We start from the raw sequence: 21837 nt of genomic DNA, 5'->3' as shown, positions 1-21837 counted from the left end.
ACCTACCTCACCTGCACGGTTTTGCCAACGGACTGGAGCTCGACCGCGCAGCCGTCGATGCCGCTCTCACCCTGCCCCACCACAACGGCCGGACCAAGGGCGTCAACACCCGCACGAAAAGGATCATGAGACAGATGCGCGGCCGCGCCGGATTCGACCTCCTTCGCCACCACATCCTCCTCCCGTGACCATTACCCAGCGCTACCACCGATTATGAGACAGAGCCGAAAACCCGTACAGTCCCCGACTCGGCGCGATCTACGCCTTAGAACGCATCGCCGACGACTCCTCTCGCGACCGCCCCACAATCCGCAACGTCCTTTCCGCATTCGTCCGCAACAACGACCTCTGCACTCCAAAATCACCACCAAAACAATGCATTACCGAAATATCCAAAAAGCCGGATAAGATGATCATGAGAGTAAGGCTGCCAGCCGATGTCCACGCGGCTCTCACCTCCGCTTCCAACCTGACAAGCTTCGTAGACGAACCGCCAGACTTCACCCAAACGCGTTTCCCTGGGGTGGACCTGGACTACGCGTACCTGACCCGTGCGGACCTGAAATACACGAATCTGACCGGCGCGAATCTGGTCGGCACTCACCTGACCGGCACGAATTTGATCAGCGCGCCTGACCAACGCGAACCTAAAGGGCACGAATCTGACCAACACGCGCCTAAAATACACGAATCTGACCGGTGCGAGCCTGCCCACTAATCTGTCCGATGTGGACCTGACCGGCGCGAACCTGAGCGGCGCGGACTTGTTCAAAGCGAACCTGAGCGGCGCCAATCTTACTGGCGTCAGAGGAATGTCGCCGGCTGTGATCTGGATCGTGGCTATTACCGACTCCACGACGAAATTCTGACCGCCGTAGAAAGACCAGGCGTACCACATATCTCCTCATGCCAGCCACAAGTGTTTGCGCCTCGCATTGCCGAATTGTTCTTATAAGGGTCAAGCAGGTGGCAGCGCTCCGCGCCGCCGCCCGGCGGGGCGTGCCCGTCCCCGCCGCGCGGACATCGAGGTCGGGCATGTCGGTGTTGCCCGGCATGATCGGCTTGACGCTCGTGGTGCAGGCGATGTTCACCGTGTTGCTGGTTCTGGGCGCCTACCTCGCGCTCGGCGGGAGCATCGGTGTTGCGGAGGTGCCGACAATCCTGGTGCTGGCCGCTCGCTGCGCCGATCCGGTCCTGTCGTTGGCCGACATCGGCGGCAAACTCCGCGCCGCACGCTCCGAGCTGGCCAGACTCGACGCGGTCCTGCGCACCGAGCCGCTGCCGGAAGCACCGGAACCGATCCAGCCGGTGGGTCATGGCCTGGATGTGGAGTCCGTCGCCTTCCAGCATGGCGACCGCACGGTGTTCGACGACCTGTCGTTGTCCGTACCCGAGGGGCAGCGGCTTGCCGTGGTCGGCCCTTCAGGCGCGGGCAAAAGCACACTGCTGCAGTTGCTCGCGCGTTTCCACGACGTGGACGCGGGCGCGGTGCGCGTAGGAGGGGTGGACGTGCGCGCCATCGACACCGAGGTGTTGATGGCGCAGATCGCCATCGTCTTCCAGGACGTCTACCTCTTCGACGGCACGATTGAGGACAACGTACGGCTGGGCCGCCCCGAGGCCACCGAGGCCGAGCTGCGGACGGCTGCGAGCGCCGCGCGGCTGGACGAGGTGATCAAGCGGCTGCCCGGCGGATGGGCGGCAAATGTCGGCGAAGGCGGCACGCTGCTGTCGGGAGGTGAACGCCAGCGCGTCTCGATCGCGCGGGCTCTGCTGAAGAACGCGCCTATCGTGCTCCTGGACGAGGTCACCTCCGCACTGGACCCGGTCAACGAGACAGCCGTCCACGAGGGCATCGAACGCCTGATGGCCGGGCCGGACGGTCGTGATGGTCGCTCATCGGATGCGAACCGTCCAACGCGCCGACCGCATCGCCTTTCTCGACGGCGGCCGGATCGTGGAAGAAGGACGCCACGGCGAGCTGCTCCGCCGCGCCGGCCGCTACGCCGACTTCTGGAATGCTTCCCTAACACCGGCAGCACATGACTGAGCCGGTAGGTCCTGCACAGACTGCTCCAGAGGGCGTTTTGCAACCCTCACCCCACCGATGACGCGAGTGTGGAGAATCGAACTTGAGCTCAAGGGAGCCAGGCGATCAACCGTGGCTCGCCGTAGCACCCCAAGCACCGTCATCCCGCCACCGCGCCCGCCGCTCCCCAGCCAGGACAGGAGGGCGCGCTGTGACCACCACGGCCGTACCGGCCACCCTCGGGTGGCGAGGCACGACCACCTTGGAATCCGGACGGCCCGCCTTCACCGGCGCCGCGGGCCGCACTGGCCCGCACGCCCATGCCGCGGTGCAGATCCTGCTCGTGGCCACCGGCCAGGTAGAGCCGAGCGATGGGTACGGCACCCGCCGCCCGGTACGCGCCGCGATCATCCCCACTCGGACCCGCCACGCCCTGCACGCCACCCCGGACGCCATCGCCACCATGCTCCATCTCGACCCGGTGAGCGTCGCCACCAGGCACCTGACGATCAGGCTGGTCGGCGGCGACCATGACCGGGTGGACGGCTGGGTGGCCGCCGCCCACGTCCTGCTGCCAGAGAAGGTCGGGGCCGCCGCCGACGGTGCGGCCGGTGAGCACCGGAATCCAGCCGCGCTCGTGCGCGGCTGGACAGCGCCAGTCCCAGGCCCGTACCACCCGGCACTGCGGCAGGCGCTGGATCTGCTGCCGGTCCGGTCCGGCTCACAGACCTGGCCAGCGCCGTGCACCTGCCGGCCGGCCGCCTGGGTCACCTGTTCACCGCCGAGCTCGCCCTGCCCTACCCGGCCATGCGCGCGGCTACACAACGTCACCATCGTCACGCTGGGCTACTTTGCCCCTGGTGACGGCGACCCGAGTGGAGGGCCCAGAAGCCGGGCACCCCCAGGACCTCCTTCGTATCCCGAACACCCCGAAACCCACAGAGGAGATACCCGACATGAGCACGCCGATCCCCGTCGACGTCCCCGACGCGTTCGCCGCGGCGTACGGCAAGAACAATGCGTCCGGCCGTGCCTGGATCGCCGAATTGCCCCGACTGGCCGCGGGCTTCCTGGACCACTGGACACTCCGGCCGGACGGCCCCGCAGAACACGGCCAGGCCTCGCTCGTGCTGCCGGTGATCCGCGCAGATGGTGCGCCCGCGGTGCTGAAATTCCAGCAGGCAAGCGAAAACAACGCCGGCGCCGCGCTTGGTCTGCGGGCATGGGACGGCAACGGCGTGGTGCGCCTGCTCGACCACGACCCGGACACCGGCACCATGTTGCTGGAACGACTGGACGCAGCCCGGCCGCTGTCGTCGGTGGCTGACGACGATGCCGCCATGCGGATCCTCGCCGAACTGATGGCACGCCTGGTCGCGGTGCCCGCCCCACCTGGTCTGCGGCGCCTGGCCGACATCGCCGCCGCCATGCTGGACCAGGTTCCACGCGCGGTGTCGGCGTTGCGCGACCCGGCCGAGCAACAACTGGTACGCGCCTGCGCGTCCGCCGTGGCCGAATTGATCGGCGAACCCGGTGACCGCCTGTTGCACTGGGACCTGCACTACGACAACATCCTCGCCGGGCAACGGGAACCATGGCTGGCCATCGACCCCGAACCGCTGGCCGGCGACCCCGGGTTCGACCTGTGGCCGGCGCTGGACAGCCGATGGGAAGAGGCGGTGGTGGCGACCGGCGACGTGACCCGCACGGTCCTCCGCCGCTTCGACCTCCTCACCGAGGTGCTCGGCCTGGACCGGCAGCGGGCGACCGGGTGGACGCTTGGCCGCATCCTGCAGAACGGGTTGTGGGACATCGAGGACGGCAAGACCACGCTGGAACCCGCCCAGGTCGCCCTTGGCATGACTCTGCTGCGCCGTTATGCACCTACTCCGTAGCCCGCCTGATCACCGGTGATGCCCAGGTTCATTGCGCCACGCCCCTGCCCGGAGCGGTGAGTCACCCCGGCTAATGGCAATGCCGGTTAGCCAGGGCCAGGGCTGGGATTGCAAGACCGCAGATGATGAAGACATGACAACGGAGATCCGGTAGAACGGGTGATCTTCTACCACCATCCGTCACACACTGGATCTCCGTTGAGTGCTGAGTCTGGGGATGTGGTCGTAGCCGAACAGGGCCGCGAACATCGGGTACGCCCGCGCGTCCACGACGGTCATGCTCACCGCCGAAGCCACCCGGTCGACCCAGCCGTGCTCGATGATGTGCTGCCCGAGCCTCGACGGTGGAGTCGTCGTGCACCGACGCCGGGGTGTGCATGCCGATCCCGGAATGGACGCACCGGGCGATGACGCAGGTGCGACGGGTGGAGCCGGACCCGCCGGACTCCGCCGGGTGCTCAGCCGGCCTGGTCGGCCGCCCGCAATGGACATCCGGTGCCGACGCGCGCGGTGAGCTCGGCCCGCAGGGCGGCGAGTTCGGCCATGCGCGCGTCGACGACCTGGATCTTCTCCTCGAACAACGCGGACAACGCTTTCGCGGTGTCCGGCGCGTCGTGCAGCTCCTCGCCATGCCGTGCGATCTCCGCCAGTGAGAATCCGAGCGTCTGCGCCGTGCGGACGTAGTGCAGCCAGGCCACCGCCTCGGGAGGAAAGTCGCGGTAACCATTGGCCAGCCGTCGACCTGTGACAAGGCCGACCTTCTCGTAGAACCGGATGGTGTCCCTGGTCATACCCGCCTGCGCGGCCAGTTCTCCGATACGCATGACCCTCCGTCGGATTCCGGGGCTTGACCTTGGAGCGTACTCCACCCTTTACCGTGAGGCGTCGTTGCCGTGAGAACAGCGGGAGGCTCATCGTGATCCCTGGTTTCGCCCCTTCCCGCCCCGCCTATCTTCGCGCCGTACGCGCCAGCGCCTGGTACGACCTCGTCGTCACGGCGGGATTCGCCACGCCGTGGACGTACGCGCTGCTGCACGGTGCGCTGTCGTCGTTGAGTGGCGCGTTCGGCCTGGGCACCCTGCCGGCACTCGACCCGATGCAGACCCTGTACGCGAATCTGATGGGCTCGGTCGTCGTCGTCTGGGCCCTCCTGCGCATCGTCAGGCCACTGCCGGTGCACGGACTGTTCGACGGCGCCGCGCGCACGCTGTTCGCGGCATGGCAGGCATACGCACTGGCCCAAGGCGCCACGCGGCTGCTATGGCTGTTCCTCATCGTCGAGGTCGCGTTCGGCGTCGTCCAGCTTGTGCCGTGGTGGCGCAGCCGACGTCCTCAGCCACTCCCCGCCGGCCTGTCCTGATCGCCCACAGGGATCGGCCCTGCCGTTGACCGCCCGCGCCGCCGGCGGCATCATCGCCGCGATCGCTCAGACGGCCGGTCTCGACGCCCCCACCAGCGCGCACGTCCTGCGCCACACCCCAGGAAAGACCCGTCATCGTACGTCGCGTATCCCGAGAATGTATGTCGCGGTAAGCGCAACGGCGCGGTCCTCGTCATGTGACAGATCTGCGAGGGCCCGGGACGCCGTGGTTCCCGGGATATCCGCGAGCGCCTGTGTCAGCCGTCGGCGTGCAGACGATTCAACGCTGCCGTGGGCGAGACGATCAACGAGCCTGGTAGCGATCTGTTCAGCCAGCGCGGGACGACTCGCCAGCGCGCTCAGGGCGTCGGCCGCATCGACGTCGTTCGTCCCCTCGACGACGATGTCGATGAGCGTCGGGATCGCGTCGGCCACTGCACGCGCTCCGAGTGCCAGAGCCGCATACCTGCGGACCACGATGTCGGGGTTCGCGAGGGCGTCCTTCAGCAGTGTGGTCGCCTCACCGTTCGGAATCTCGGCGATGGACTGGACGGCACGTTTGCGCACCTCGGCTACCGGCGAGCCGAGACCCTCCGCCAGCAGCGCCAGGCCCTCACCGCCCGATTGCGCCAAAGCCCAGCGAAGGGCTCCGGCGACGTTCGGGTCCGTTTCGCTCAGCGCTGCCTCGACCAGTGCTTCCACCGGCACCGGAACCTCTTCGACCGAGGACAGGGCCGCGCGCTGGCGCTTACCGGCGCTCTTTGAGCGCAACGCCTGCAGGAGTGCGACGACCTGGAGAACATCCTCCCAGCCGGCGGGTTCCACGGCGTCGATCCGACGCAGTCGCGTGAGCAACTCCGTCTCAGCCGCAATGCGCTCTCGCGTCCGGCGGATGAGGTCGTCGACGAGCTCCGAAGGCGTGAAGTCGGGGTCATCGAGCGCGCGCCTGACGTCACGCAGCGACAACCCCAAGGACCGCAGGCTCTCGATATGGAAGATCCGCCGAACGTCCTCGCTGGAGTACTCCCGATAGCCGGCGCCGCTACGACCCGTCGGCCGCACCAGGCCAAGCGAGTCGTAGTGCCTGAGCATGCGGGCGCTGACCCCGGACCGTCGTGCCACATCACCGATCAACACTGCCTGTCACTCCTCCTTGCCGGTGCCACCGAGGGCTACGGCGCGCTTGGCCTCCTCGATCGCGAACTCGAATCCGGCATCCGGGTCGCGCAACAGCCGTTCCGTGGCGATCGCATGCGCACGTACGCGCGGGTCGGGATCCGTCATCGCGGCGCGCAGCGTGGGCACGATCACCTCACCGAGCGCGACCAGCGCCCGGCTGAGGCTCAGCCGCGTCTCACGTTCGCCGCGCCCGAGCTGTCTCGACAACGCCGCGGCCAGCTCGGACTCTTCGCCTTCGGGCACGAGCACGACCGCTGCCCGCCAAGCGCTCCGCGCCACCTCATCGTCGGCGTCGGACAGAAGCGCCTGTGTGATCGCCGGCCAGGCCTGCGGGTCCCCGATCTTGGACAGCGTGTGCAGCGCCTGGCTTCGTGCCTGCGCACGCTCCGAACGGAGTTCCCTGAGAAGCTCTGGAACCGTCATGGATGCTGAGTGGCGGGTGAGCGCCCATGTCAGCATATCGCGCACATAGAATTCGGGTTCGATCGCGCATCGCTCGATGAGCTTGTCGATGAATCGCGGGTCAGGGGTCGTGCCGACCGCCATCGCCGCCCGCAGCCGCACTGACGAGCGGCTGTCCTCCAGCCCCTGGAAAGCTCGAATCGTATCCGTGTCCTGTTTCTGCGCGGTCATCGGGACCACCTCCTTGGCAACAGTGAAGACCTTGTCACCGTGTCAAGGTCAAGCGGGGGCGCGCCGCGAGATCATCAGGCACCCGGGTACTCGCGTGCCAGGTTGAACAGCAGCGTGGGCGAGTGGTGCTCCATGCCGATGAGGTCATCGACCGGGGGAGTGGCGCACGCCATCAGATCCAGGACGGCTTGCCCGGCCGAGGGGATCTTCGGTAGATCGTGTGCTCGGCCGCGGTCCGGATGTCCTTGCGCAACATGTCGGTACAGGATCAGCTGCTGGATGTTCGGGAGATCTGGTCGCTATGGCCGCGATCTCGTATAAATCTACATTGTAAAGGCGTTCGTCTGATTTCAAGATCATTTACAGCGGACTAAAGACTCATCACCTGCAGACACAGGGCGGCAGATCCAGGTTGGGGGACACCGACCTCTGGCGATCAGATCATCGGTGCGGTCCGCAGGAGCCTCTGCGGTGTCAGACCGATCTGCTGAGGGCTGGATGCCGACAACCGATGGTGGCGTGTGCCTGTTCGTGTGGGACGGGTCGTGACCTTGTGGGCCACCGGCCGGCGTACGGGTGGGGCAACTGCTGGTCAACGTCGCGCAAGTGCGGCGCAGCGTGGTCACCGCCGCCGAGGTCGAGACGGGTTGCCGATCGGCGTCCAGTTCATCGCTCCGTACGGTCGTGAGGACCTGCTGTTCCAGATCTCCTCCCAGCTGGAACCGGCCGTGCCCTGGCGCCGGCGAACCCTGGCCTTCTCTGTCAGGGGAGTCGGCCGATGGCTTGGTCGTCGCTCCTGGTCGGAGGCGTTTTCAACCGCCGGTGGTCCGGCGCTGGAATCCGTTCCGGCGGACTGGCGAGTGCGGGGGTTCGAAGGCGGCTTCGGCTTCCTGGGGTCCCAACGGATAGGCAGGTCAACGGCTCACCTTCCGGGCTGTGTCCGAAGGTTTTCAAGGGACCTCTGACCTGCGTATCCGTTGAGAGTTTCGCCGGTGCTGCTGTGTGTCAACCCGGTATGACGGCCTGCTTGAGGAAGACGATGCCGTCGATCATGTCGAGCTGGGCCGGGTCCAGCGGGAAATAGGCGAAATCATGGGAGATGCGCGAGGCGGGCTTCGTGATGGCCTCGGCCAGGCGGCGGGCGTCGATGAGGGAGTTGTTCCACGGGAATGTGGACAGCAGGCCCTCGACGGTGTCCGGGGGTGGGGCGTGCTCGCCCACCGTGCCGAGGGCCGAGGCCAGGAAGGCGTACCGGTCGCCCAGGTGTGTTTCGGTGATCGCGCCCGCGCTCCACCACTCCAACTGCTGGTCGCCGAGTGGCATGAAGCTTTTGTTCCGCTGCAGGTGGAGGTTGTGGGCGAAGGCCAGGGCTGGACCGTGTTCGGCGACGGCGCGCAGGTTGGCGGCCATCATCGCGTCCCGCAGACCCGACAGTCTGGCTATCCGGGCCGGGGAGGTGTCGGCCATCCAGTGGTGGTAGCGGAGCAGACCGACGGCGGTGCGTCCGTACAGTGCCGCTCTTTCTCTGTCCTCCGCGCTCAGCCGCGGCGCCTGCGTGTCGAGCAGCGCCACCAGGTCGTCGGCGAGCAGTCGCAGCCGCTGGGCGTCGGCGGACTGACCGATCGACTGGGAGGGGTCCATGACCGTGGCCTCGTTCGTCCACCGGTCGTCTGGGCCGAGTAGCGTGTCGAGGGTTTCCATCGTGCACGGGAGCGGGCCGTCGAGGAGGCGGTGCAGGCCGGTGAGCGCCTGGCGTGGGCTTGCGGCCCAATACTCCAGTGGGCCGTCGAAGCCGTGGAATCGGAGCTTTTCGTCATGCTCCTCGTTGTACGCGCGCATCCAGCGCACGAGCTCGCGGTTGGCCGGGAACGCGCCGAAGCTGTGGCTGAAGCCGCGTTCCATGACGTCGTCGAGCGTGCCCGCGCCCGTTGTGATGTAGTCGTCCACCACGAGTCCCATGAGGCAGTCGCTTTCGATGGCGAACGACCGGTAGCCCTCGTGCTCGACCAGGTGCTGGAAGATCTCGTTGCGCAACTCGCCCAGCGCCTCCACGAAGTGCCTGGCCTCGCCCAGGCCGAGCAGCAGGGGCTTGGCGGGCAGTGACCGGAGGAACGCCGAGACGCTCGCGCCGTTTAGCGGACGGGCTGTGTCCTTGATATCCATGCCTTTAACGGTATCGTTGAACATTCGGTGTAAACTTTTCCGGGGAAATGCCTGCTCTTATCGCGACGGACCTTCAATCGGTGATGTGTCCGTGAGGCCAGTGAACCCGGCGCGCGAGCATGGCCCGTCCACCCAGGCGAGCAGGATCGCCACTCCGAATGGGGCGATGTCGGCGGCTTTCATCCGGGTCGCTGCCGGTGCGGGGGCAGAGCTGCTGACCTTCCCGGCCTCGCAGGGTCCTACCCCTGGCTCCCAGCCAACGCCATCAGGGCGGTTCGCCGAAAGAGTCATCTTCGCAGGTGGCGAGATGGTCGTCTCGGGTAAGGCGCAGACTGCCCTGGACGTCGGCGTTGCGAGCAGGTCTTTGGCGCTACGGTCGCTGAACTCGCGGCCGAACAGCCAGATGGCGATCATGCTGTAGACGAGCAGGCCACCGACGGCGACCGCTTGAGCCGGCAGGGCCAGGTAGCCGGGCCAGCTCGATGACCGGGGCTCCCGCGTTGCCCATTTCGCGCCCCGGCTGGGGCGCGCTCCTACGATGCCTGGAATGTGACACCTGGCCGCCCGCTCGGCTAGGTGTCACACGACGTTCAGCCCTTGATGAAGCGGCGGGTCATATACCAGCGCACAGGCGGCAGGGAGGCCAGCCGCAGCGGTAGCAGGCTCAGCCACAGCAGCGCGGGGTTGGCGGGGGCGTAGACGCCTTTGACCCGGCGGCCGAGCTTCTGTTTGCGTTCGGCTTCGGGACGGATGGCGGCCTCCCATGCGGTCAGTGCTGCGGGGATGTCGCCGGGGTGGGCGGCCAGTTCGGTGCCGAGCCGGTCGGCGCCGCCGACGGCCAGCGCGGAGCCGTACCCGGCGAACAGGGTGACGCACCAGGCGGCATCGCCGAGCAGTACCGCGCGGCCGCTGCTCCAACGCGATGCCACGACCTGGCTGATGGTGTCGAAGTAGACCGAATCGGCCCGCGCCAGCCCGGCGAGGGCTTCGGGGATGGCCCAGCCGAGGTCGCCGTAGACGCGCTCCAGCTGGGTGGTGACGTCCTCGTCAGGGCGGGCGTGGTCGGCGCGGTAGCCGAAGAAGGCGACGTTGCGGCCGTCGCCGACGCTGATGATCGCTGCGGTGCGGCCGCGCGATGACAGGGTGCCGGTCGCGCCGGGCGCGATGGCCGCGGGGCGCCGGTCAAGCATGAAGACGGCGACCTTGTGCTCCAGGTCGAGCAGGAAGTCCTCCTCTGGGCCGAACAGCAGGGCGCGGGTGGCCGAGTGCAGGCCGTCGGCGCCGATCAGCAGGTCGGCCTCCTCGATGGTGTCGTCGCTCAGGGTGACGCGGACGGCATGGTCGTCCTGGTCGATGGCGGTGAGGGTGGCGCCGAAGCGGATCTCGGTGTGGCCCTCGACCTTGTCGTACAGGACGGCTTCGAGGTCGCCGCGCAGGATGGTGATCGAGCGCGGCCCGGTGGTGGCGGCGATGGTGGCGCGGTCGAGGGCGAAGCGGCGGGAGCCATCGCTCTTGTGGTAGACGAGCTCTTGAGTGTCGAAGGCATTGGCTCGCAGGTCGGGCAGGAGGTCCATGCGTTCTGCGGCGTCGTAGCCGATGCCGCCGAAGGTGACCGCGTAGCCGCCGCCGCGGCGTTCTGGCGCGCGTTCGACGATGAGGGTGTCCCAGCCGATCTGGTGCAGGCGCAGGGCGGTGGCCAGGCCGGCGATGCCGGCTCCGATGATGATGGCGCGCATGGTGAGGTGGTGCTTCCTTCAGTGGGAGAGCTGGTCGAGCAGCCGCTGTTCTTCGGTCTCGGGCGCGATCAAATCCCTGGCGACGGTCGGACTGATCGAACGCCTGCCATCGCCCGGTAGCCGGCGCGAGCACTACCGGCTCCGCGACGACGCCTGGGCCACCCTGTTCACCAGTCAGAACACCGTCATTCAGGCCATGCTCCAGGCCGCGGTCGCCGGGATCGCCGCCACTGACGAGGGCGATCCCGCCCGTCAGCGCCTGGCACAGATGCACGCCTTCTACGAATTCCTGCTCGGCGAGCTCCCTGCCCTGCTGCACCGCTGGCACCAGCAGGCTCGCTGACCCAGCCCAAGACCCGAGAAGCGGTAGCCGAGCTCAGCCCGCGGTCTCGATGTGAAGCATGCCGGTGAGCGGGACGGGTGCGATCGTCACAGGGGCTTGAGCCGGGCGCGCAGAAGGCAGAACTCGTTGCCCTCGGGGTCGGCCAGGACGTGCCAGCTTTCGGTGCCGGTCTGGCCGATGTCGACGGGCCTGGCGCCGAGAGCGAGCAGTCGTTCCAGCTCGGCATCCTGGTCGCGGTCGGTGGCGTTGACATCGATGTGCAGCCGAAGCCCTCCCGTCCGGGGGGCATTGGTCGGGCTGAAGACGAGGGTGGGCTGTGGGCCGCCGAAACCGGCGTCGGGCGGACCGATCTCGATGCTGCCGTCGGCCTCCCGCTCGAGTTCGACGTAGCCGAGGACGTCACTCCAGAATGCGGCCAACCGGCCGGGGTCCGCGGCGTCGATGACTAGTTCACTGATTCGGCATGCCATGGCCGTCACTATACGTAGATCAGGATGATCAACGGGGAAGGCCGGGTTCTCCCGAAGCTGCGCCGAGTTGCAAAGGCGTCCCAAGGTGTCAGGCAATGGTTTCGTTGTGGTGTGGTCAAGCGGTGGTCTCCTCGTGGAGGGTGCCGGTTCTGAGGCACCCGTGCAGATGCCGACGGGCCGGTCGGCGACCTGTCGCAGTGCTGCACCGCCACCGCCGAGCCCACAACGATCGAGCGACTCCGGGTGCCGGGCTCCCAGCCGGTCACCGCCCGTCCGGTCAGCGTGGTGGCGACAGTGGCCGCCGCTTGCCTCTTTCACCATGACATGGGCATTCCGCGCGTTCCAGCTGACGTTTACGTGGTTTTGGTCGTGAGTCTTCCTGGGACCGGTAAGGAGTCGCCATAGGGGGGTGCGTTTGCCCGTGAAGGGAGGATCAAGGTGAGCGCGTGGCATCGGTGCTCCATCAGGATCCGCTTGACCGTGGTGGCCGGAGCCGTCATGGCGCTGATCTGTACCGTTGTCGCGGTGTTCGCCCTGGTGGCGGTACGGGAGGCCACCGTCGAGGACCGGACGAAATGGCTCACCACCCACGCCGTGGAGATGGCCAAGAAGATACGCCACAGCGGCGTATCCCCCCGCCTGCTGTCGGACGGGCACAACGAGGCGGTTCAGGTGTTCGACCCGGCCGGCACGCCGGCCGCCGCCACCCCGGGCTTTTCGGCGCGTGAGCCGTCAATAGCCAACCTTCGCCCCGATGTCGATGCTTACACGATCGCGCGGTTGTGTGACCTGCGCGCGTTCCCCGGCCAGTGCAAGATCGTGATCTCCTACCCCCTACACAGGGCCGACGGGGTCTGGTCGCTCAACATGGCCGTCGCCGACGTTCCCTGGTACGTGGGCCCCCGGCTGCTGATCCCGCTCGCCGCCGGCTGGCTCCTGCTGGTCGGGGCGACCACGGCGGGCACCTACCGGACCGTGGGCAAGACCCTGGAGCCGGTGCGTGCGATCAGCGGCAACCTCGCCCAGATCACCGCGAGCGATCTCGGCCACCGGGTGCCGGTACCGAAGTACCAGGACGAGCTGCGCGACCTCGCCGAGATCGCGAACAAGACCCTGGACCGGGCACAGTCGGCGGTCGAGCAGCAGCTGCGGTTCGCCTCGGACGCCTCCCACGATCTGCGCAGCCCGCTGGCCGCGATGCGCCTGCAGATCGACGAGGCGCTCGCCTATCCGCGGGAGACCGACTGGCCGCGAACGGCGAACGCGCTGCTGGACAGTGTGGAACGGCTTCAGGACCTGGTCACCGACCTGTTGCAGATCGCCCGGCTGGACGCGGGCATCAGCGGCCGACACGATCCCATCGACCTGACCGGCCTGGTGGCGGCCGAGCTGGACCGGCGCCCCCGCCGGGTCACGGTGATCCGCCGCCTCACCCCCGGCATGATGATCAAAGGGGAACGGATCGGCCTGGCCCGGCTGCTGAACAACCTGCTGGACAACGCCGAACGCCACGCCGACTCCACCATCGCCATCACCCTCACCCTGAAGGCGGGCACGGCGGTGCTGGAGGTGTGCGACGACGGCGAGGGCGTCGCCCCCGACCAGCAGGAGGTCATCTTCCAGCGGTTCGCCCGCTTGGAGGCCTCCCGCAGCAGGGACGCCGGCGGTACCGGGCTCGGCCTGCCGATCGCCCGGCAGATCGCCGAAACCCACGGCGGCACCCTCACCATCGAAGACAGCCCCCGCGGCGCGCGGTTCGTGCTGCGCCTGCCCGGCCATGCCGCATCCCCCGCGGATCAGGCGCATCTGCCGACGGAGGTGTGACCTCGGGAACCGGCGGCTGGCAACGCTCTCGGTAAAGGGGGCTGGTATGCCAAGGTATGCCGGAAACCTGCCTTGCTGTAGCAAGCAGCCGATTTACTGCGGTGGGCACAAACCCAGCCAGATCGAGTTCACGACCTCGACGAAAGGACTGCCGGGCGGTCGAAGCGCGCGTACCCCAGGCGGACGTGCCCGACCGGTTCGGCGCCGACGTTCACGGGCCGGGGCGGTTCGGTCCACACCGACCCTGGTTGGCGCATCGGTCGCCTGGCCGGCCGGCGCTCACCGCGTCGCTGCCCGCATTCCTTAGAATGGCCCGGCTCGCCGCCCGACCAGCCAGCAAGCCGACGACACCGCTTCCCCCTACCCGGTAAAGGGAGCACGCCATGACCACCCCGCACGTCTTCCCCCTGGCGCCCGCCCCGATCCATGTGTCCGACGAGGTCCTCGATGACCTGCGCGCCCGTCTCACATTGACCCGTCCGCCGCTGGACGAGGGGAATGGGGACTGGTCCTACGGTGTCCCGGACAGCTATCTCCGTGAGCTGGTCGCCTACTGGCGGGACGGCTACGACTGGCGCAAGGCCGAGGCCGCCATCAACGCCTACGAGCACTACCAGGTGAGCGTCGCCGGTATCCCAGTGCACTTCATGCACAAGCCCGGCCGCGGCCCTCGCCCGATCCCGTTGATCCTCACCCATGGCTGGCCGTGGACGTTCTGGCACTGGTCGAAGGTGATCGATCCGCTCGCCGACCCGGCCGCGTTCGGCGGTGACCCCGCCGACGCGTTCGACGTCATCGTGCCGTCCCTGCCCGGCTTCGGTTTCCCCGGCCCGCTCACCGGCTTTTCGGACGTCAACTTCTGGAAGGTCTCCGACCTCTGGCACACCCTGATGACCGAGACCCTGGGGTACGAGAAGTACGCCGCCGGGGGCTGCGACATCGGCGGGATCGTGTCCAGTCAGCTCGGCCACAAGTACGCCGACGAGTTGTACGGCATCCACATCGGCTCCGGGCTGCCGCTCGACTTCTTCACCGGCCCCAGGGCCTGGGACTTCGCCCGGAATCGGCCCCTCACCGACGACCAGCCCGCCGACGTCCGCGCCCGGATCGTCGAGCTGGACCACCGCTCGGCGGCCCACCTCGCCGTGCACATGCTCGACGGCGCCACCCTGGCTCACGGGCTGAGCGATTCACCCGCCGGACTGCTCGCCTGGCTGCTGGAGCGCTGGAACGCCTGGAGCGACAACGGCGGCGACGTCGAGTCCGTCTTCACCAAGGACGACCTGCTCACCCACGCCACGATCTACTGGGTGAACAACTCCATCGCCACATCCATGCGTTACTACGCCAACGCCAACCGCCACCCCTGGGTCCCCGCCCACGACCGCACCCCGGTCGTGCAGGCCCCGGTCGGCCTCACCTTCGTCACGTACGAGAATCCGCCCGGCATCCGCACCGCCGACGAGCGCGTCCGGGCGTTCAAGACCGGCCCGCAGGCCGATTGGTTCAACCACGTCAACGTCAACGCCCACGACCACGGCGGCCACTTCATCCCCTGGGAGAACCCCGACGCCTGGGTGAGCGACCTGCGCCGCACCTTTCACGGCCGCAGGCCCTGAACGACCCTGGATCGTCTTGCGACGGGGCAGGTGAACGGTGCCTGGCGGGGGCGTGCGCGTCGGCCGACAAGCCCGCAGCGTCCGCCGCGCCGTCCGCCTGAGCCGGCCTCCCCGCGGAACCCCGCTCGCCACCACCCTCCCGGGAGCCCCTGTCATGCTCATCGTCACGGCTGTTCCGTTGGGCGGGCCGGTCCTCGATTCTCAGGACGCGCGCGGCCCTGCCACGAGCTCGCCGGCCTGGACGACCGCGAACTCGACCTGGCCCTGGCCCTCCTCCCAGTTGGCGATCAGCGTGCAGCCCTCGTCGGCGAGCAGGTCGCCGCCCGACCGCTCGTTTCGCAGGTACATCAGCCCCTCCTCGCCTTCGGTGCAGAAGAAGCTCAGGTGGGCGAACAGCTCGGGCGGCGTGAGGTCGGCCAGCGCCGTCTGCCACTCCTCGGCCGCCTCCGCCTCGAGGGTAAGGAGGCTTTCGGGGCCCGTGCCGAGCGCGGTGGCGACCCGCATCGCGTCGAAGAGCGTGCCGTCCGAGACCAGCCGCGGGTGGCAGACGGTCCAGGTGCCGCGCAGGTCGGACGCGGCGAGGTCGTACCGTGCCAGCAGGGGAGCCAGGTCGCAGCCCAGGACGAGCCGGCCCGCGAAGCACGCCGCCACGAGATCCGCCTCGAACTCCGGCGGCAGCCCGGCCTTGTCGAACTCGAAGACCGACCGGCTCGCGTCGAACTCCAGCAGCGGCTCCTCCAGGTCGAAGATCGGGCAGTCCCAGACGACCGGCTCGGTGCCGTGGAGGGCGGCCGGGTTCACCCAGGCGGTGTCCTGCGCAAAGCCGAGCTCGTTGATGAGGTTGCCGCCGAAGAACGTCGCATAGACGGCGTCGGTATCGAAACTCGCCAGCGGACGGCCGAGCAGGATCTCAAAGGCGCCGGTCAGCTGTTCTCGCCACGGGCCCGAAATGTTCGCAGAAGCGGATCTCATGCCGGGACCATATAGGCCAGGCCCGTCATTCCGGAGCGGGTTCGTCAAGAGGGCCGGGGCGTCGGCCGCTGAGATGGAGCCTGCGCCTCCGCACCGCTGAACTTCTTTGAGTTGGCGCGTAATGATGGGGCCGCTCCACACATGAGAGGCATGCCGTATTTCGTGCTGACTGAGGAATCGCCCATGGGAACCGCTCATCGTCCTGCGTCGCCTGGAAGCCGCCTGCCACGCCGGCTACGGCTTCCGCGCCATCGCCGGGCTGTACGCCGGCACCGGACCGGACCAGCCCTTCGTGCTTGAACTCCCGAGGGGTTGATGCCTGCCGTTCGTCGCTACGCGGGTTCCGGGCGCATGGCTTTGAGGAAGACCTCGACGAGGGTGTCGGCGTATTCCGGGGTGAGCGGGCCGGAGCGGAGCAGCCATCGCTGGTAGAGGGGCGCGTACAGCAGCTCCAGCGCCAGGTCGAGGTCGGCGTCCGCGGCGAGTTGCCCGGCCCGCTGCGCGCTGCGCAGCCGCGCCTTTTTCGCCTCGTTCACCGGATCGGCCAGCTTCTCGCGATACTGGGCGGCCAGGCCGGGATCGTTGATCATCTCGATGTTGAGCGCGCGGATCGGCGCCTCGAACGCAGGGTCGGCGAACTCGGCCGCCGTTGCCCGCATCACCATCTTGAGGTCGGCCTCCAGGTCGCCGGTGTCGGGCAACGCGATGCCCTGCTCCGGGCCGGCCTCGCTGAGCGCGAGGAAGGCATCGAAGATCACTGCGCCCTTGGAGGGCCACCAGCGGTAGATGGTCTGTTTCCCGACGCCGGCCCGGGCCGCGATGGCCTCGATGGTCAGCTTGGCGTATCCCACCTTGGGGACCAGGTCGCGGGCGGCGGTGAGGATGGCCTGCCGGGAACGCTCGTTGCGGCGGGCGGGATTGGGCTGCTTGGCCATGTCCCGGAGCGTACCACACTAACAAGACGATACGTTCCGTCTTGACATCGCATTTCGACGAGACGTACCGTCTTGTCTCGCTACAGAGAACCAGAAGCAGGAGGAGGTGGAGCCCATGAGCCGGGTGTGGTTCATCACGGGCGCGTCGCGAGGTCTGGGCCGGGCGTTCGCGGAGGCGGCGCTGCGGGCGGGAGACCGGGTCGTCGGGGCCGCGCGGAACATCGAGCCGCTCGCAGACCTCGCCCGGCGATATCCCGGCCACCTGGTACGGCTGCCGCTCGACGTCACCGACCGCGCGGCCGTGTTCGAGGCCGTCGGCCGGGCGGCGGCGGCCTTCGGCAGGCTCGACATCGTGCTCAACAACGCCGGCGGCCTGCTGCTGGGCATGGTGGAGGAGGCGACGGAGGAACAGATCAGGGCCCACTTCGACGTCAACCTCTTCGGCGCGATCTGGGTCACCCAGGCCGTGCTCCCGCACCTGCGCGCCCAGGGATCCGGCCACATCCTGCAGGTCACCACGATGGGCACCGGCGGCGGCTTCCCGATGGTCGGCCTGTACGCGGCCGGCAAATCGGCACTCGACTCGGTCTCCGAGGCCGTGGCCATGGAAGCCGAGCAGTTCGGCGTCAAGCTCACCATCGTCCAGATGGGCGGCTACGACACCGGCCTGTTCACCACGGGCACCACGATGACGACACCCGACCCGCGCTACCAGGAACTACGCGACAAGCTGATCGAGATGTGGGGCGACGACGCCGGCCCCGCCCCGGACACCGCCGCTCCCGTGATCATGGAACTGGTCGACCTGCCTGAGCCGCCTCGGCGCCTCATCGTCGGTGGCGCGTCCTACGACGTCGTGCGGCAGGACCTTCAGGCCCGTACGGCGGAGTACCGCGCCTGGGAGCACCTCAGCCGCAAGGCGCCCGGATGACGTTCGTGCGGGACGAGCGTCGTGACGGCGAGGATCACCGCCGTGACCTGCGCATCCCGGTCAGGGCCGTGACTTCTTCCCCGCTCGTCCAGGACGCCCAGGCCCTGGCGTGCGGGGCTGTACCGCCCCATCGCCGACGGCATCACCTCATCCAGATGCGGCAGGCCGAAATCTTTGAGGTCCGCCAGCCCGAACTCGGTGTGCTGGCGCCTGGTGGCGACGTCGTGCACCCGGCGGGCCACGGCCTCCCCGTCGCGCCCTGGCCGCGCGCTACCGACGCCGCGGCACCCGGGTCCGGGATACCTGCGTTCACGGCAAGATGATGATCTTGCCGTGGGTCCGGCCCGCCTCGCTCCTGCGGTGGACCAGCGCGAGGTTGGACAGCGGGTGGGATTCGGCGACGTCGACGATGAGCGCGCCGGCGTCGAGGAGTTCGACGATCTCGCTCAGTTGCTTGGCGTCGTTGCGGGCGACCATGTGTAGGGCGGTGACATCGGCGTCGGCGGGGAGCTCGACGGGGGTGGCGACGGAGGCGATGACGCCGCCCGGCCGCAGGAGGGAGACCAGGATCACCGCGGCCTCGGGGGAGACCGGAGCGAGGTTGACGACCGCATCGACCGGGCCGTCCAGCGCATCCGCGAGAGCGGTGGTCGTGTAGTCGATGATCTGGTCGGCACCGTACCTGCGGACCGTCGCGGCGCTGCGGCCGCTGGCCGTGGCGGCCACTGTCGCACCGGCGTGCCTGGCGAGCTGGACGGCGAACATTCCCACACCGCCACCGGCGCCGTTGATGAGCACGCGCTGGCCCGCGGTGATGTGGGCGTGCTCGAACAGCACCTGCCAGGCGGTGAGCGCGGCGACGGGGATCGCGGCCGCGTCGGCGAGGGGGACGGTGGCAGGCGCCTTGGTCAGCACGCCGGCCGGGGCGGCGACGTACTCGGCCGCGGCGCCGCCCGCGTCGAGACGGCCGATGACCCGGTCGCCCACGGCCAAGCCCTCCACGTCGTCGCCGACCTCGGCGATCGTGCCGGAGACGTCCCAGCCGAGGACGCAGGGCAGGTCCACCGGCAGCGCGGCTCGTAGTACCCCGGACCGCAGCGCCGTTTCCGAAGGATTGAACGAGGTGGCAGCGACCCGGATCAGGACCTCGCCCGGCCCGGCGGCGGGCCGCGGTACTTCTTCGTATCGGATGACGGAGGCATCGCCGTACTCATGGATGCGGGCGGCCTTCATGGTGTCGCGGAACTCGCCCGCGTGGTCGGTCACCCAGGTGCGGAACGTGCGGGCCGGGGCTCCGGTGACCTCTGCCACCGTGGTCGTGGCCGCTCTCGGCGCGGTCACCATCTCGGCCTGGGCCTGGAGGATCCCGTCCACGGCCGCGGAGGGCCAGCCCTGGGTGAGCATCTGCTGCCGCGCGACCTGCGGCGAGGTCTCCTCCCAGTGCACCGGGCGGCCGATCACCTCCCCGATGATGCTCGCCTGTTCGGCCTGGGTCAGTATCTCGGGCCCGGTCAGCTCGTAGATCGCGCCGTTGTGCCCGTCGTCGACGAGTGTGCGCACCGCGACCGCCGCGAGGTCCCGCTCGTGCAGCGGGGGCATGGCGGCCGTGCCGTAAGGCCCGCGCGCGACTGCCTCGGCGCGGATCTGCCCGGCCCACCGCAGGGCGTTGGCCGCGAAGGCGTGCGGCCGAAGGAACGTCCATTCCAGCCCGGACCGCTCGACCAGCTGCTCGATCCGTTGTTCGTAGCCGCGTACGGCCGCCGAAGACAGGTAGACGACGCGGCGGGCATGCCTGGCGACCACGTCCAGAACCGCGGGCATGCTTTCGGCCGTAGCGAACGGCCAGAGGAGAAACACGGCCTCGACCCCGTCCAGGGGCGCGTGCAAGGTGTCCGGATCGGCCAGGTCGCCACGCACGACCTCGACGCCGTCCGGCAGGCAGGCCGCTTCGGGATCGCGGGCCAGCGCGCGAACCCCGGCCCCCGCCTCCAGCAATTGCGCGACGACCTGCCGGCCGACCGTGCCGGTCGCCCCGGTCACCAGAATCCTGCGTTGCCCCGGCATGAAAGACTCCCAACGGTTGATCACTTCGTGTGCACTCAACCGTATGGGGATGGTAAGAGATGTCCAATGTGTGAAAATCTAATATTTATACGTGTACGTCTTCTTAGTGTCGTCAAGATAGACTCTCCCTGTGGATGTACTCAGCGATGTGATCGCCGCGACGCGCGCCGGGGAACCTCGCTCGGCGCGCGTCCAGTGGTACGCCCCCTGGGGGCAGCGGTTCCCCACGGTGCGCGGCTCCGCCGGCTTTCAGGTGGTCCTGCAGGGATCGTGCCGACTGATCCCCCCGGACGGCGGCGCCCCCATCGCACTGAACGTCGGCGATGTGGTGTTCCTGCCCCACGGAAGCGGCTACGCGCTGGCCGACAGCCCCGGCACCCCGTTGACCGAACCCCTCTGCGACCCACTGAACGACCCTCGATTCGAAGACCGCTATGCCTCCGCGATCGTGGGGAAGACCGGGCAGGAGGGTTCGCAGGCGGTCACCGTGACCCTCTGCGGTGGATACCGGCTCGACCCCAGCCGAGCCCATCCGCTCCTGGCCGACCTGCCCGAGATCGTCCACCTGCCCGCCCGCCTCGGGCACCGCCCCGAGCTGCGCGCCGCCGTCGACCTCCTCGGCGGCGAACTCGACAACCCCCGCCTCGGCGCCGACACCGTCGTGCCCGCCCTGCTCGACATGCTGCTGCTCTACATCCTGCGCGCCTGGTTCGACGAACAGTCCGAACGCGGCACGGCCGCCGGCTGGGCCGCGGCACTGGGCGATCCGGCGATCAGCGCCGCACTGCACGCCCTGCACCGTGACCCCGCACTCCCCTGGACGGTTGAGACACTCGGCACCCGGGCGGGACTGTCCAGGGCGGCTTTCTCCCGGCGCTTCACCACCCTGATCGGCCAGCCGCCCCTCACCTATCTGACCTGGTGGCGTATGACCACCGCAGCCCGGCTTCTCCGCGAGTCCGACGCCCCGCTCGGCGAGGTGGCCCCCCGGATCGGCTACACCTCGGAGTTCGCCTTCGCCACCGCCTTCAAGCGGGAGTACGGCATCGCACCCGGCAAGTACCGACGACAGAGCCGAGCGGAAACCCAGAGCGGTGAACTCGACGTAATGGCCTAGCGCCGGTTTTCGCTCCGTTCCTCCTCGACCCCCGTAGCCTGCACGGATGTCCGAAGTGCTTGTGCTGTCGGCGTAAGGGACCAAAGGCGGTTCGGCGGACCTAGAGGTTCGGGCATATTTCCGGCATTGCCTGGACCGTATCCCGGTGTGCTGCCGCCGAGCGGGTTCTGCACCTTTCAGCAGCGCGCGTGTGATGCGTAGGCGGTGAGGCGTCCGGCTTTGCGGCTTCGGTCGGGTGCCAGGCGAACAGCCACAGCGGTCCGGCCGGATCAGTGGTTACGCGTCCCAGGTGACCGGGAGGCTCTTCACCCCGTAGATGTCCGCGGTCTCCGGGCGCAGGGCGACCTCTTCGGCCGGTACGGCCAGGCGCAGCATGGGGAAGCGGTCGAGCAGCGCGGGGAGCGCGACCCGCATCTCGACGCGGGCCAGTTGCTGGCCCAGGCACTGGTGGATGCCGTAGCCGAAGGCCAGGTGTCCGCCGTCCTGCCTGCCAAGGTCGAGCCTGTGGGGGTCGGCGAAGCGCTCGGGGTCGCGGTTGGCGGTGTTGTACGACAGGATCACCGTCGA

General features: G+C 68.5%; 22 protein-coding genes and 1 pseudogene. 11 read left to right on the top strand and 12 right to left on the bottom strand.

Going from position 1 to position 21837, the window contains the following annotated elements; all coding sequences use genetic code 11:
• The 4 genes and pseudogenes from AB0J58_RS40425 to AB0J58_RS40410 form a co-directional block, all read left to right on the top strand.
• Positions 1-188: pseudogene (locus AB0J58_RS40425) on the top strand (ISL3 family transposase); the annotation flags it as partial.
• A gap of 221 nt (positions 189-409) precedes the next feature.
• Complete coding sequence (locus tag AB0J58_RS40420) at positions 410-718, top strand: pentapeptide repeat-containing protein (RefSeq protein WP_364226058.1); 309 nt, start codon at positions 410-412, stop codon at positions 716-718.
• Positions 633-869, top strand: a complete 237-nt coding sequence (locus tag AB0J58_RS40415; protein WP_364226061.1) for a pentapeptide repeat-containing protein — start codon at positions 633-635, stop codon at positions 867-869. Before AB0J58_RS40420 ends, AB0J58_RS40415 begins: the two co-directional genes overlap by 86 nt.
• Before the next feature lie 166 nt (positions 870-1035).
• A complete protein-coding gene (locus AB0J58_RS40410; RefSeq protein WP_364226055.1) occupies positions 1036-2046 on the top strand; it encodes an ABC transporter ATP-binding protein in 1011 nt (336 codons plus the stop codon).
• Between the two features lie 143 nt (positions 2047-2189).
• Here AB0J58_RS40410 and AB0J58_RS40405 read toward each other — a convergent pair whose 3' ends face one another.
• The gene (locus AB0J58_RS40405) at positions 2190-2705 is read right to left on the bottom strand and encodes a hypothetical protein (protein ID WP_364226054.1); all 516 of its coding nucleotides are present in this window, start codon (positions 2703-2705) and stop codon (positions 2190-2192) included.
• A 280-nt stretch (positions 2706-2985) separates the two neighbouring features.
• Here AB0J58_RS40405 and AB0J58_RS40400 point away from each other — a divergent pair, with 280 nt between their 5' ends.
• On the top strand, positions 2986-3924 hold the full coding sequence (locus AB0J58_RS40400; RefSeq protein WP_364226051.1) for an aminoglycoside phosphotransferase family protein: 939 nt from the start codon (positions 2986-2988) through the stop codon (positions 3922-3924).
• A gap of 458 nt (positions 3925-4382) precedes the next feature.
• On the opposite strand, the gene AB0J58_RS40395 is transcribed toward AB0J58_RS40400, so the two are convergent.
• The gene (locus AB0J58_RS40395) at positions 4383-4748 is read right to left on the bottom strand and encodes a MerR family transcriptional regulator (protein WP_364226048.1); all 366 of its coding nucleotides are present in this window, start codon (positions 4746-4748) and stop codon (positions 4383-4385) included.
• Positions 4749-4840: 92 nt separating this feature from the next.
• On the opposite strand from AB0J58_RS40395, the gene AB0J58_RS40390 reads away from it, so the two are divergent.
• Complete coding sequence (locus AB0J58_RS40390; RefSeq protein ID WP_364226045.1) at positions 4841-5284, top strand: hypothetical protein; 444 nt, start codon at positions 4841-4843, stop codon at positions 5282-5284.
• 132 nt (positions 5285-5416) lie between these two features.
• On the opposite strand, the gene AB0J58_RS40385 is transcribed toward AB0J58_RS40390, so the two are convergent.
• From AB0J58_RS40385 to AB0J58_RS40370, 4 genes are all read right to left on the bottom strand, one after another.
• The gene (locus tag AB0J58_RS40385) at positions 5417-6421 is read right to left on the bottom strand and encodes a MerR family transcriptional regulator (RefSeq protein WP_364226042.1); all 1005 of its coding nucleotides are present in this window, start codon (positions 6419-6421) and stop codon (positions 5417-5419) included.
• Between the two features lie 6 nt (positions 6422-6427).
• The gene (locus tag AB0J58_RS40380; protein ID WP_364226039.1) at positions 6428-7096 is read right to left on the bottom strand and encodes a HEAT repeat domain-containing protein; all 669 of its coding nucleotides are present in this window, start codon (positions 7094-7096) and stop codon (positions 6428-6430) included.
• A 1005-nt stretch (positions 7097-8101) separates the two neighbouring features.
• The gene (locus AB0J58_RS40375) at positions 8102-9259 is read right to left on the bottom strand and encodes an erythromycin esterase family protein (RefSeq protein WP_364226036.1); all 1158 of its coding nucleotides are present in this window, start codon (positions 9257-9259) and stop codon (positions 8102-8104) included.
• A 590-nt stretch (positions 9260-9849) separates the two neighbouring features.
• A complete protein-coding gene (locus tag AB0J58_RS40370; RefSeq protein ID WP_364226033.1) occupies positions 9850-10995 on the bottom strand; it encodes an FAD-dependent oxidoreductase in 1146 nt (381 codons plus the stop codon).
• Between AB0J58_RS40370 and AB0J58_RS40365 the strand changes: the two genes are divergently transcribed.
• The gene (locus AB0J58_RS40365; RefSeq protein ID WP_364226030.1) at positions 10994-11338 is read left to right on the top strand and encodes a hypothetical protein; all 345 of its coding nucleotides are present in this window, start codon (positions 10994-10996) and stop codon (positions 11336-11338) included. The genes AB0J58_RS40370 and AB0J58_RS40365 overlap by 2 nt on opposite strands.
• 86 nt (positions 11339-11424) lie before the next feature.
• Here AB0J58_RS40365 and AB0J58_RS40360 read toward each other — a convergent pair whose 3' ends face one another.
• A complete protein-coding gene (locus tag AB0J58_RS40360) occupies positions 11425-11808 on the bottom strand; it encodes a VOC family protein (protein ID WP_364226027.1) in 384 nt (127 codons plus the stop codon).
• Between the two features lie 438 nt (positions 11809-12246).
• On the opposite strand from AB0J58_RS40360, the gene AB0J58_RS40355 reads away from it, so the two are divergent.
• Both AB0J58_RS40355 and AB0J58_RS40350 read left to right on the top strand, forming a co-directional pair.
• The gene (locus tag AB0J58_RS40355; RefSeq protein WP_364226024.1) at positions 12247-13632 is read left to right on the top strand and encodes a HAMP domain-containing sensor histidine kinase; all 1386 of its coding nucleotides are present in this window, start codon (positions 12247-12249) and stop codon (positions 13630-13632) included.
• A gap of 383 nt (positions 13633-14015) precedes the next feature.
• The gene (locus AB0J58_RS40350; RefSeq protein ID WP_364226021.1) at positions 14016-15251 is read left to right on the top strand and encodes an epoxide hydrolase; all 1236 of its coding nucleotides are present in this window, start codon (positions 14016-14018) and stop codon (positions 15249-15251) included.
• A gap of 201 nt (positions 15252-15452) precedes the next feature.
• Here the strand turns inward: AB0J58_RS40350 and AB0J58_RS40345 are convergent, their stop codons facing one another.
• Positions 15453-16223, bottom strand: coding sequence for a hypothetical protein (locus AB0J58_RS40345; RefSeq protein WP_364226019.1), 771 nt, complete (start codon positions 16221-16223; stop codon positions 15453-15455).
• A gap of 332 nt (positions 16224-16555) precedes the next feature.
• Positions 16556-17158 carry a TetR/AcrR family transcriptional regulator gene (locus AB0J58_RS40340; protein ID WP_364226016.1) on the bottom strand — a complete coding sequence of 201 codons (603 nt, stop codon included), beginning with the start codon at positions 17156-17158 and terminating at the stop codon, positions 16556-16558.
• A gap of 115 nt (positions 17159-17273) precedes the next feature.
• Here AB0J58_RS40340 and AB0J58_RS40335 point away from each other — a divergent pair, with 115 nt between their 5' ends.
• Entirely contained in the window at positions 17274-18089 is an 816-nt protein-coding gene (locus tag AB0J58_RS40335; protein ID WP_364226013.1) for an SDR family NAD(P)-dependent oxidoreductase, read from the top strand.
• Here the strand turns inward: AB0J58_RS40335 and AB0J58_RS40330 are convergent.
• Both AB0J58_RS40330 and AB0J58_RS40325 read right to left on the bottom strand, forming a co-directional pair.
• On the bottom strand, positions 18029-18331 hold the full coding sequence (locus AB0J58_RS40330; RefSeq protein ID WP_364226010.1) for a hypothetical protein: 303 nt from the start codon (positions 18329-18331) through the stop codon (positions 18029-18031). The two genes, AB0J58_RS40335 and AB0J58_RS40330, sit on opposite strands and share 61 nt — an antisense overlap.
• Before the next feature lie 67 nt (positions 18332-18398).
• Positions 18399-20153, bottom strand: coding sequence for an NmrA family NAD(P)-binding protein (locus AB0J58_RS40325; RefSeq protein WP_364226007.1), 1755 nt, complete (start codon positions 20151-20153; stop codon positions 18399-18401).
• A gap of 130 nt (positions 20154-20283) precedes the next feature.
• Between AB0J58_RS40325 and AB0J58_RS40320 the strand changes: the two genes are divergently transcribed.
• A complete protein-coding gene (locus AB0J58_RS40320; protein ID WP_364226004.1) occupies positions 20284-21270 on the top strand; it encodes an AraC family transcriptional regulator in 987 nt (328 codons plus the stop codon).
• Positions 21271-21546: 276 nt separating this feature from the next.
• On the opposite strand, the gene AB0J58_RS40315 is transcribed toward AB0J58_RS40320, so the two are convergent.
• Positions 21547-21837, bottom strand: a 291-nt coding sequence (locus AB0J58_RS40315; protein WP_364226001.1) for a cytochrome P450, incomplete at its 5' end; no start/stop codon positions are given.

Source organism: Streptosporangium sp. NPDC049644 (assembly GCF_040675205.1).
GTDB classification, from domain to species: domain Bacteria; phylum Actinomycetota; class Actinomycetes; order Streptosporangiales; family Streptosporangiaceae; genus Streptosporangium; species Streptosporangium fukuiense.
This window is presented reverse-complemented; position numbering and strand designations above follow the sequence as displayed.